The organism is Vallitalea sediminicola (assembly GCF_054408565.1).
In genome coordinates, this window is record NZ_BTPT01000026.1 from 63,868 (window position 1) to 76,923 (window position 13,056).

The 13,056-nt window shown below is 31.2% G+C and carries 7 protein-coding genes; 1 reads left to right on the plus strand and 6 read right to left on the minus strand.

The genetic code is table 11. The features are described from left to right. Positions 1-6: 6 nt before the first annotated feature. The 3 genes from ACX6CF_RS11680 to ACX6CF_RS11690 form a co-directional block, all read right to left on the minus strand. Positions 7-930: a carbohydrate ABC transporter permease gene (locus ACX6CF_RS11680; protein WP_458785511.1), complete on the minus strand. Its 924-nt coding sequence runs from the start codon at positions 928-930 to the stop codon at positions 7-9. Continuing rightward, entirely contained in the window at positions 920-3,907 is a 2,988-nt protein-coding gene (locus ACX6CF_RS11685; RefSeq protein ID WP_458785512.1) for an extracellular solute-binding protein, read from the minus strand. Before ACX6CF_RS11685 ends, ACX6CF_RS11680 begins: the two co-directional genes overlap by 11 nt. Positions 3,908-3,983: 76 nt before the next feature. Then, a complete protein-coding gene (locus ACX6CF_RS11690; RefSeq protein WP_458785513.1) occupies positions 3,984-5,534 on the minus strand; it encodes an ABC transporter substrate-binding protein in 1,551 nt (516 codons plus the stop codon). 593 nt (positions 5,535-6,127) lie between these two features. Between ACX6CF_RS11690 and ACX6CF_RS11695 the strand changes: the two genes are divergently transcribed. Next, positions 6,128-7,015: an AraC family transcriptional regulator gene (locus tag ACX6CF_RS11695; protein ID WP_458785514.1), complete on the plus strand. Its 888-nt coding sequence runs from the start codon at positions 6,128-6,130 to the stop codon at positions 7,013-7,015. 75 nt (positions 7,016-7,090) lie between these two features. Here the strand turns inward: ACX6CF_RS11695 and ACX6CF_RS11700 are convergent, their stop codons facing one another. The 3 genes from ACX6CF_RS11700 to ACX6CF_RS11710 all read right to left on the minus strand — a co-directional run bounded on the left by ACX6CF_RS11700 (position 7,091) and on the right by ACX6CF_RS11710 (position 12,874). After that, positions 7,091-8,137, minus strand: coding sequence for a glycoside hydrolase family 15 protein (locus ACX6CF_RS11700; protein ID WP_458785515.1), 1,047 nt, complete (start codon positions 8,135-8,137; stop codon positions 7,091-7,093). 253 nt (positions 8,138-8,390) lie between these two features. After that, a complete protein-coding gene (gene pfkA, locus ACX6CF_RS11705; protein ID WP_458785516.1) occupies positions 8,391-9,368 on the minus strand; it encodes a 6-phosphofructokinase in 978 nt (325 codons plus the stop codon). A 44-nt stretch (positions 9,369-9,412) separates the two neighbouring features. Then, complete coding sequence (locus tag ACX6CF_RS11710; protein ID WP_458785644.1) at positions 9,413-12,874, minus strand: DNA polymerase III subunit alpha; 3,462 nt, start codon at positions 12,872-12,874, stop codon at positions 9,413-9,415. Positions 12,875-13,056 lie beyond the last annotated feature (182 nt).

Sequence of the window (13,056 nt, forward strand, 5' to 3'; positions counted from 1 at the left end):
TAATTCCTATTTATCTTCACCAAATAATTTATAACTAATTTTATTGAAGATAATAACGATTACCAGTAACACCACTGTTATAGCTGATGCATAACCCATCTCATAACGGATGAATCCAAAATCATTAGCATGGTCAACTATCAACCATCCTGCATATTGAGGTGGAGGAGTACCCCCACTTAATGTTGCCGCCAGTCCAGATGCGTTAAAAGTACCGATGATTGCCATAACGGCACCGAATAACATTTGGGGCTTCATGGAAGGAATGGTGATATAGAATACTTCCTGCCACCTATTGCGAATACCATCAATATAAGCTGCTTCATATAAAGTCTTATCAATATTCAGAAGTCCAGCCAGCATTGCAAGGAATCCCACTCCCATACTTCCCCACAGACCTATAAAAATCATTATAGGCATAAGATACTCAGGAGATTGTAACCATTGTACTGGCTCGTTTATTAACTGCAATCTCATTAACCAATAGTTAAGATAACCTGTTTGGTCACCACTAAAGATGACTTTCCATACAACAGACATCATTATAGGACCTGTTATGGATGGTGAATAGATAATGACCGTATAGATTGTTCTTATCTTATGGGGTACTTGCGAAAGCATCCATGCCAAGAAGAATGCTAACATATAACCTACAGGACCAACAATCAATGAATACATTATTGTATTGGATACACCATGTTGCAGGAATACGGAATCCCCAGTCAGTAGGTCAACATAATTCTTGAACCCTATGAATTTAGGTATCTCTATTGTATTAAAATAAGTAAATGATAATCCGATTGCTACCAACACGGGTAATACAATCAACATAATAAATAACACTGCATAAGGTAAAATGAATATATAAGGTGACTCTTTCATATTTCCTAATCTTCTTTTGAAAGACACCCCTCCATTATTATTCTTCATTCTGTCTCACCCACTTTTCCACATTGTGTATATCTGGTACTATATATTCTTTGACAAGTTTACCATCAACAATATATCCAAATTCTTTCAGTTTTCTTTCTAATTCACGATTAATAGTAGCTACTGCTTCATCTAGTGCAATTCTAGGGTTCTCTCCATCAAATACTACTTTGTTCCATGCATTGCTTATTTCTCTTTCAAGCATATAATCGCCAGGTACTTTCCCTGTTGTTTGAATCCATTTCCATTGTTCTAGAATCACTTTCTTGGAATCAGATGGCCATGCACTTTTTTTGAACGCTTCAATATTTGCAGTCATGTATAAGAATTTATCTCCTAATGTAGATTGAATTGCGTAAGAGAAATCACGCTGTATATCAGCACTTGACCACCACTTGATAAACTCCCAACTTTCTTTTTTCTTAGTACTGTTTTTGAACAAGATACTTGACGTTCCATAAGTAGGGTCCCATCTTTCAACTACCCCTTCTGAATTTTCAACACCTGGTATCGGTAATATTTCCCACTGACCTGATAGTTCTGGAGCAGCATATTTCAACTGGATGTATGTATTGGCATCACCTATTCCAACAGGTGTTTTACCATTTCGAAACTTCTGAAAGAAATTGGATGTTGTTATTGGTACGTTATATACCGTAAATAGATCAGTCATGAATTCAAAAGCTTCATATGAGTTTTTATCATTAATTATTGTTTTACTGCCTGTGTCATCATAGAGTCTTCCACCAAATTCGTATATGAATGGTGTCGTTGTATCTAATCCCTTATATGAAGAATCCGAACCAAGTGGTGTGTAAAAATTCATATCATATTTCTTGAGTATGGGCACTAGACCTGTAACATCTTCCCATGTCCTAGGTGGATTCACACCCAAAAAGTCCAATACATCCTTGCGGTAGAATAACAACTTGACATCTTGAGTTTCAGGTATGGCATAGACACCTTTATCATATATGAAAGGAATGAAAGCACTCTTATCAAATTCTTTTGCAAGATCATAGAATCCTTGATACTCTCTTAAGTCCTCTACTATACCTCTCAAAGCAAATTCAAAAGGCTTGGCATGTGAAATTCCTATGGCAGCATCAGGTGTATTTTCTGCTGCATTGGATAATATAATTTTATTTTCATCAGGAAGTAAAGATAGATTCACTCTAATACCTGTTTCTGGTGTGAACTTTTCATCAATCATCCTTTGCATGATCTCTACATACAATCTAGATTTGTTCACCCATATTTCAATAGTTTCATCATCGACTTTGTCTGATTGGTTATATTTTGGATCAAAAAATGAGTAAAAGAATGATTTTGTATTTTCTTTTGTATTAGTAACAAATCCTGTTTTTGCACTTGGTAGTTTTTTATCATTGTAAAAATAAATTTTATCAAGATGCATGGGATTGTATACTAATGTAGGTAATACAGCATTGATTCGCCCATATGCAGATGATTCGCCATCATTGAATTTGCTCATATAATGGGGTAAATCTTCTGGATCTTCAATAAAATCCTTAATCAGATTCATTGCAATATCTAATTCAGATATGATAGGCAGATCACTATTACCTGTATATTCGATTAAAGCTGATTTTTGAATTTTTATCTTGTTATATATACCATGTAGATAAGTTCGTATATTAGGCATATATTTATTTATCTTCCATTTTCTTTCTTTATCTACTAATCCACCTGTTAATTTTTTGATATCTTTTGCTACAGCTTCTATACTTTCAAGTGTATTTAATAACTCATGATAGATATCTCTTACCTGAGTATTATCAATAGATAAAGCTAATGTATGCTCGCCTTTTTCAAGAAAAATATCAAATGGTTTTCCTTCTTGATTAGATAATGTTTCATTTTTCCAACCGCTTGAATAGCTGAAATTGTAATAAGCCAGCTCACTAAATGGAACTTCATCATCTATGGTAATTCTTCTATGAGTTGCTAATCCATTATTGGTATCTTGAGAATACTTTACAGCTAAGTTGTAATAACCTGATTCTGTAATATTGAATTTATACACTACCTTATCTCCACTATCTCCAAATGAATATCCATCAAGTACGTTAAGTACTCTATTTTTGTAAGCATAGGGTGTAATACTAGGATTTCTTACATATTTGGTTCTAATGCTCTGTCTGCTTTTCATAAATATATCTTCTGCTTCAATAACAACCATACTTTTTATAGAATGTTTTTCCTTATTTACTTTTTCTAGATATTGCTCATATGTAGGTATAGTCTCGAGAGTATTTTTTATGGTTATTTCGCCCACTAATAGATATCCCTCGTTTACGGTTAATTTTATCTTATTAATACCCTTATCAAATTTGAATTTTAGGGGTTCAATAAAAAAATGATTAGGGTCTTGTAACGGTTTATTTTCCCATATCATCTTTTTCATGGATTTTGGCATCAATTCATCGCCATAGCGATCATATTTATCGTTACCAGTTAATTTAATTATTTGCCAATTCATAGGTAGCTCTATCTTATTAGCTTCATTAAATTGTTCTTCATCATTAATAGTTACTTGAACCTCTGGTCGTAGATATGTTTTATCCATGATATAATAATCCAACCAGATTTCATAAAGACTTTCATTGGAAGATTCTATTTCAAAAGTAAGTTCATCTCCAGGCTGTAGGTATTTCACATTAGATTTATAACCATTATTATTATCATCATATAAAATACCACCATCTGTATTTTCACTCTTGATAATAAATCTCTTATCTGATACAGCTATTTTGTTCTCTGTCCATTTGCTGATTATATTGTAATAATTAGTCTCACCTGTATAAGTATTAATATATTCCTCAATAGTTTTAATACTTTTTTTGTAATCCATAGATGCTAACACGTCGCTAGCCGGTCCATCTTTTTGCATATTAACAATAATGATACCTGTTACCACTAAAATACTACAAACTAATAATATCCATTTTTTCATAGTTTTTCTCACCTAACAGTTTACTAAAATGGGACTAACATTTTACATATAGTCCCATTTCAGTAATTATTTTAAATCATCTATTCTTATATTCTCTAAGGTAATCATCGAGGTATGTATTCATTAATTCATCCCACTCTTCAGCGATATCACTATATCTTACACCTTGATCCTTTATTTGATTTTTAATATCCCATATATTAAGTTGTGCATAAGCACTTGCTACAGCAGGGATATGTCTTGGATAAGGTACTGGATTAGATAATATCTGTTGAAAATCTTCATTTTTGAAAGCTTCAAAATTATATATAGCTAATTCACTATCTTCAGGAAATCCTTTAACAAGGGGATGATACTTAAGTACTTCTGGATTAGTAGTTACTGGCCATCCTTGTATAAAATCCATTAATTTGTCTTCTGCTCTAAGTAATGCATCTTCTGGCAATCCAGTATATTCATCTATTAATGCCCATTTTGATTTCAATCCTTCTTCTCCATAACTTAGCCATTTTAATAATTGAAATGCTGCTTCTGCTTTGACTGGCTCATCTTCTAGATTTCTAGATAAACTTAATGTGTCATAATATGCTTGTATTGATGTTGTTCCACCTTCTGGTGCTTGTGGCATTGGGTAGATATCAATTTCTAGTTCTCTTTCTTTTATTAAAGTATTCACATCTGAATGAAGAGCATATAACCATACATTCCCGACCGCTTCAAAACCATCTCCCCATGGCCATCCAAAATTACCACATTTAGCTGTTCTCTCCTCTTCTGTTAAATCATAGAAGTGAAGTCCTTCTTTTCCTTCTTTGGCTACTAATTCAAACCATTCTCCAAATTTTTCACTATCAGCAAAATCGAATTTTCCTGTTTCAGCATTGTAACCTTTCCATCCGTTTGGAATACTGTCAAAGTAATGAGGACCAATTTCAGAGAAATCAATGATTCCTGGGAAAATTGCATTATTAGGAGTTAACTTAGCAACCTCTACACGTAGGTTTTCATAATCTTCATATGTCCAATCATAACTTGGAATTGTAATATTATTTTCTCTTAGTAATTTTAGGTTAAGTGCTGGAATTCTACCAACTGATTGATAAGGTAGACCGTATATAATCTTACCATCATAAGACTTCATAAATTCTTTTGCATTATCTGAAATCATATCTGCTTCTTCATCAGAATCAATGTAAGGTGTTAAATCTAGAACCAATTCTCTATCATATACTTCTGCTGACATTGGTGAATAGAATATATCAGGCAGTGTTCCTTCAACTGATCTTGCTGTAAGCATTTCCAATTCTTCAAAATCATCCACTTGTTCCTTGAATTGTGCATCTCTAGTAACTTTTATGTTTGGATATTTTTCCATGAATTTTTTTATATTAAGAAACATAGTGTTTTGATCATCTTCTGTACCATAAAATTTCATTGCATATACAAGTTCAATTTCTTTTTCTTGCCAATCTAGAACTCCATTATTATCTTCATCAATATTTACGATTCCTTCATAATCTGATGATGAATCTTCTAATGTACTGTCTACCGCCTTTTCTTTACCCTTACAACCAGTGATAGATACTATCAATGTTAATACTAATAGAATACTTGTAAATTTCTTCATTAATAATTCCCTCCTATTATTTAATAATAATAATTACTACATATTGAATTAAATATTATATGGATAAATATTAGTTCAATATATTTTTCATTAGTTAGTACATTTCTGCAACACTTTATAAAAATTATATAGTGAGAGGTTTATTATTTTTATGCAATTGTACATTTTATGCGAAACCGTTTGCACTACAATAAAATTATATCTCTATTTTCAATAATTATGAATGTATAATCCCGACTTTTTTTGTGTAAAACCGATAATATGAATTTTTTTTACCTCTTATATTAGTTAAATTAAATAATTACTATAGAGTCAGCAAGTTTTTAGTTCTATTCAATTGATAAAATCAAGGAAAATATATTGAACTTATTGAAATAGGTGTATAGATGTTTAAGTTCAATGTATTTATAGTAAGGAATTAGTATAATAATCATTTTATTGAAAGTTATATTAATCTAGTATATAATACTACTGATACTTCTTATTATAATAACTATAGTATATCAATATAATATTTAGCTTTTAATTATTAGAATTGTGTATCTTGTTAACCGATTAAATACAGCTAGACTTAAATATTAGGATGTGATAATTTGCAGTTTCAAATTAATTTAGATTTAATTCCTAGAGTTAGATATATTGGTTATGTGAACTTCGTAGATCCTTGGAGTCATTTTCCTAGACAACTAAATGAATATATCTTATACATAATGGAAAGTGGCACCATGTATATTAAGGAAGACTCTAATAAATACATACTTAATAAAGGAGACTTTTTTCTGTTAGAACCAAATAAGTTACATGAAGGGTATAAAAAAGCTTCTTGCAGTTATTACTATGTCCATTTTAAGCATTGTGATCTAACAGCAACCAATAAAAAACATATTGATGATATGATTCTCAAACGTCGCCTTACCATAGAAAGCAATTCTTTTTCAGAAGATATCCCCACAGACTCAACTTCTTTTTTTTGTAAGCAATTCAATATATCCAATAAATTGCTTCTAATGAATTTATTTCACATTTTCAAAGACGGTATTACTGATTATTATATGAAATTGGAAGATTATAAGATATATACTTCTTGTAAATTACATGAGATATTGATAAAAGTATGCAGAGAATATCTCACTACAATTATCAATGAACAAGAAAAACCCTTGCCTAGGGTTTATCATACTGTACAAAATATTATTGATTATATTAACAATGAATATCAGAAAAAGTTAACTAGTTCTTACATTGAAGAAATGTTTGAATTGAATTATGATTATCTTAATAGAGCATTTCAAAAGATTACTGGATATTCTATACTTAACTATCTAAATATTGTTAGAGTAAATAAAGCAAAGGAATTAATTGCTTCAACATCTCTAAAAGTATCTGAAATCGGGTATTTGGTTGGTGTTGAAGATCCTTATTATTTTAGTAGATTATTCAAAAAATATGTTGGTGTTCCACCTTCAAAATATAGAATCTAATAAACTATATATATTGAACTTAAATCTATACACCCATTTCAATAAGTTCAACTTATATACATGGGGTTAAAAATATTATGCAACTTTTGCAATTATATACATTGCATGTGACCAAAGGGATGGACAAACTATATCTCCAAATAGTTCTTTCCATCTTTCTATATATTCCCTATTAAGTACTTTGTCAATTACTTGTTCTGGAAACTCTCCATTAGCATTGCAGCATTTTTCTACCCAGCTTAGTAATATGTCTGCTTTATCAATATTACCTATTTTTTTATGATACCAAGCTAACCAACATGTCATATTAATCCATCTTCCTCCACCATAGTATGAATCAGTTGCATAACGGTGAAGTCCACTATCTTCTAGTAGTTCCTTCTCTATTTCACTCACAGTCTTTATCATTATATCATCTGTAAGTTCTAAGACCTGGAATGGTAAAGCGGAAAATAATAGACTTGAATCTATATCATCATGGAATGCATATTTTGAAAGTCTACCATCTACAACACAATTTTCTAATATATAGTTTTTTATATTTCCTGCAAGAACTTCATATCCTTGATTAGGTATAATCCTATTTGCCTCATTTAATCCACCATATATACAAGCAAGTGTAGATGTATGAATTCTATCATCCTTTTCTTCCCAACAGCCATAACATGGCGATTGCCAAAAACATTGCAAGTATTCTGCAATAAGTTTGATACTCTTTTCATAAATATCTTTTTTTTGATTAGTATTTTTTATATGTTGACATATCCCCCATAGCCATACGCCATAACCGTCTAGCTGAAAGTTGGACCTTTGCTCGTCCTCTACTCCATCAGCGTTATATATAGAGTGTAAGTAATCACTGTTTAATAGTTTTTCATTGTTTTTATGTCTTTTTACTGCATTAATAATTTTATACTGTAATTCTATTATTTTTTTGCTGGACCAATCATAATATTTTTCTGCTTCGTTATGGTCTCCCATTAGCTCAAGAGCATATACACTGAAACTATTATCTTTTAAGAAACAGCAGTTATATGCACCTGCTAAATGACTACCAATAATTATTCCAGACTTAAGTTGATTATTTTTTATTATTTCAACACTTTTTTGTATCAGATTCATAATGTTTTTCCTCACAATCAGGGCAATGTTTATTTTTCTTATGTATAATATTTTATCATAAAATCAGATTAAATAGGATGTTTTGTTATTATTACATTCCTACCCAAATAATATATTTATTATTATACATATATACTTATCTATATAAAATGGATGTGAGTGATATTATTTGTACTATTGCGTTATTTTAAGTTTCGTAATTTTGTATCAAAAAAGCGGAGAATAAATTCTCCGCCTAGATACTTATTATATATTATATTGATAGAATCTTACTTAGATCGTATCTTTTTTCACTGATTGATTTTTGCATTTGTAACGCTTCGTTGATATCGTAATCAATATATTGTCCTTCTTTGTAAGCCACTACTCTATTACTTTTACCTTCACATAATAAGTCAACTGCAATGGAACCCATCATAGATGCATGCATTCTATCTACAGCACTAGGACTTCCTCCTCTTTGAAGGTGACCTAATATAGTAGCTCTTGTAGATATTCCTGTTACTTCCTCAATCTTCTTAGCTAATTTTAATGAGTCTTCGGAAGATCCTTCAGCGTTAATGATTAAGTTATGTCTCTTACCTTTGTTTCTATTTTCTATTATCATTCTAATCAATTCTTCCACAGACATGTTTTTCTTTTCTGGTAAAAGTACTGCTTCTGCACCATTAGTAATTCCACACCATAATGCGATATATCCAGCATCTCTACCCATAACTTCAACAATTGAACATCTTTCGTGAGAAGTAGAAGTATCTCTTACTTTATCTATTGCTTCCATGGCTGTATTCACAGCTGTATCAAATCCAATAGTATAATCTGTACATGCAATATCCAAATCAATTGTACCTGGTACACCAATAGTATTAATTCCAAGTCCAGCTAGTTTTTCAGCTCCTTTGAAAGAACCATCTCCACCAATGACTACTAATCCATCGATGCCAAATACTTTACACATTTCTGCTCCACGTTTTTGTCCTTCAGGTTTAATGAATTCTAAGCAACGTGCTGTATGAAGTATTGTTCCACCTCTTTGAATAATATCTGATACATCTTTTGAACCCATTTCATATATATCTCCAGAAATTAGTCCATTATAGCCTCTTTTTATACCTACAACTTTTTTACCTTTTGATAGTGCAGTCCTTACAACGGCTCTTATTGTCGCATTCATTCCTGGTGCATCTCCACCACTAGTAAGTACTCCAATTGTGTTAATTTGTTTAGCCATATATTTACCTCCATGTCACATGTATTTAAAGTTTTATATAATTTTCAATTTAATATTCTCTTTACCTTAACACATTCTTGTCCTAAAATCAATTTTAATTTTGTCAATAATTCGCTATTTATATTGACATTATAGTTATTTTGTAATTTTTTAATTGTTTTCTCTTTCTCTAGATAAATAATTACTTTATCTTCACCTTTATATTCAGATACCAGCTTGATAATCTGGTCATATAACCCTTTGTAAGTCTTGAAATCTTTTGTTTTGATATATAAATTATTCTTTACATTATCAAAAGGGATTATCCTTTGAAGTATGATTTTTGAATCTTGTTCATCAACTATACTAACCCTTCCTTTGACAAATATCTTAGCATCTTCGTTAATTATGTTTTTATTCCTCTCATAATCATTAGGAAATATAATAACTTCAACCATTCCATATAGATCTTCAAGAGTTATGAATGCCATCATCTTATTATTTCTCGTTGATTTCACTGTCTTAGATGTAATCATGCCACCTATAACTACTTCTTGTCCATCATATAATTTACTTATGACCTCTTCATCTTCTGAATAGATAAAATCACTGCTACGTACATTAGTCAGACTATTAATTTCTTCTTTATAATTTTCTAATGGATGTCCACTTAGATATATACCTAATACTTCTTTTTCATTGGCAAGTAATGCTTCTTCTGGAAACTCTCCAACCGCTGGTAATTGTTCTTCAAATTGTTTCTTACCAGTATCTTCATCAGTAGCAAAATCAAACAAATTGATTTGACCTTCAATACTTCTTTTCTTGGTTTGAATTATACCATCCATGATTATCTTGTATGATTGCATATATTGCTTTCTTGTTCCTTTTAATGAATCAAAAGCTCCAGCTTTTATTAAACTCTCAATCATTCTCTTATTAAGGTCATTACCTACTAATCTTTCACAAAAATTAGTTATACTAATGTAATCACCATTTTCTTTTCTTTCTGCCACTAACGATTTTATAGCAGATTTACCTACATTCTTAATGGCAGCTAGTCCATATCTGATTTTACCCTCAGATACTGAAAAATCTGCATATCCTTCATTGATATCTGGAGGAAGTAATTTAATTCCCATATTTCTACAGGTCCCAATATATTCAGATACCTTTGCTGAATTATACATAACAGAGGTTAGTAATGCAGCCATGAATTCAACAGGATAATATTTTTTTAACCATGCTGTTTGATATGCTACAACAGCATAAGCTGCTGCATGAGATTTATTAAAGGCATATTTTGCAAAATCAATCATCTCATCATAAATTGTATTAGCAACTTTTTCAGAAATACCGTTATTGATACAGCCTTTTACATTTTCTTTTTCATTACCATATATAAAATTTTGTCGTTCTTTTTCCATGACTTTGGCTTTTTTCTTAGACATGGCTCTACGAACCAAATCACTTCTGCCTAATGTATATCCTGCAAGATCCCTAACAATCTGCATAACTTGTTCTTGATACACTATACATCCATATGTAGGCTGTAATATGGGTTCAAGTTCAACACAAGTATATTCAATTTTTCCAGGGTTATTTTTACCTTTTACATATTTTGGTATAAAATCCATTGGACCTGGTCTATATAGAGAAATTCCAGCAATTACATCTTCCAAACTCTCAGGTCTTAACTCCTTCATGAAACTTTTCATTCCGGCACTTTCTAATTGGAAAATACCTTCTGTTTTTCCTGAACCTATAAGGTCATAGACGTCTTTGTCATTATAATCAATATTCTCTTCAGTTATATTGTTTTCTCTATAAGCTATCTGCTTGAAGGCATTTTGAATTACTGTTAATGTCCTGAGTCCTAGGAAATCCATCTTGAGGAGTCCTAACTCTTCTAAAGTGGTCATAGTAAATTGTGTTGTAATAGCACCATCATTAGCATTAAGTGGTACGTATTCCATAACAGGCTCTTGACATATAACCACACCTGCGGCATGTGTTGAGCTATGTCTTGGCAATCCTTCTAATCTCATCGACATATCAATCAAGTATTTGGTTTCTTCATCTTCTTCATAAAGACTACTTAGTTCACTATTGATTTTTAGCGCTCTCTTAATATTGATTCCTAATTCTGAAGGAATCATTTTAGCTACTTTATCAACTTGTGCGTATGGAAGGTCAAGTGCTCTACCCACATCTCTAATAACCGCTCTAGCCGCCATTGTTCCAAACGTAATAATCTGAGCTACTTTCTCTTCTCCATATTTTTCTACAACATAATCAATTACCTCTTGTCTTCTTTCATAACAAAAGTCAATATCTATATCAGGCATGCTGACACGTTCTGGATTAAGGAATCTTTCAAAAATCAGATTATATTTGATAGGGTCAATATCGGTTATTTTCAAAGTATATGCTACAATACTTCCAGCTGCTGAACCACGACCAGGACCTACCATTATATCATTATCTTTAGCATATTTTATGAAATCCCATACTATTAAGAAATAATCTACATATCCCATTTGTTCAATTACTGAAAGCTCATAATCAAGTCTTTTTTGCAATTCCTCTGATGGCTCTTTATATCTTGTTATCAGACCATCTTGGCAAAGTTTTCTTAGATATGATTTTGCATCATATTCTTTTGGTACATCAAATTTTGGTAATTTAGTGTTACCGAACTCAAATTCTACATTACATCTTTTTGCTATCTCATATGTATTTTGAAGAGCTTCCTTAGCATAAGGGAAAAGCTCGTACATTTCTTCTGGAGACTTCAAATAGAATTGTCCACCTTTGTATTTCATTCTATCTTCGTCATTTACCTTTTTGTTCGTTTGGATACATAATAATATATCATGAGCTTTACTATCTTCTTTGAAAGTATAATGGACATCATTACTGGCAATAAGAGGTATGCCTGTTTCTTTGCTAAGTCTAATCAGTTCTTGGTTAACCTGCTTCTGATCTTTGTATCCATGATCTTGTAATTCTAGATAAAAATTTCCTTGTCCTAGTATTTCATTATATCTTAGAGCTATCTCCTTAGCCTTATCATAAGACACATTCAATATAGCTGACTGTACTTGTCCACCTAGGCAGGCACTTGTACCTATTATTCCTTCACTGTACTTTTCAAGTATTTCCAAATCAATTCTTGGTTTATAATAAAAACCTTCTACAAAGGCTTTTGATACCAGCTTCATCAAATTTTTATATCCTACTTGATTTTCAGCTAATAGAACAAGATGATAGAAAGTAGAATCAAGATGTGAATCTTTATCTGTTCTTTTTCTAGCAGCCACATATACTTCGCAACCAATTATTGGCTTGATACCTTCATTCTTAGCAGCTTTATAAAAATCTATAACACCATACATTACACCATGGTCAGTTATTGCTATACTATCCATCCCTAATTTTTTAGTCCTAGCAATAAGTTCTTGTATCTTGCTAGAGCCATCAAGTAAGCTATATTCTGTATGCACATGGAGATGTGTAAAATTCATTTTATCTTGTACAGCCATTAAAATCACGCCCTCACTACTCTAAATACATTAAAAATCTATTCTTATGATTAATTAACATCATAAATTTTTTTGTAGATTAATATTAATATATCTTGTTTACTAATTTTATCATATAATGCGGAAAGGAACAATATTATGATACAAAAAAGGAGCCATAGGCT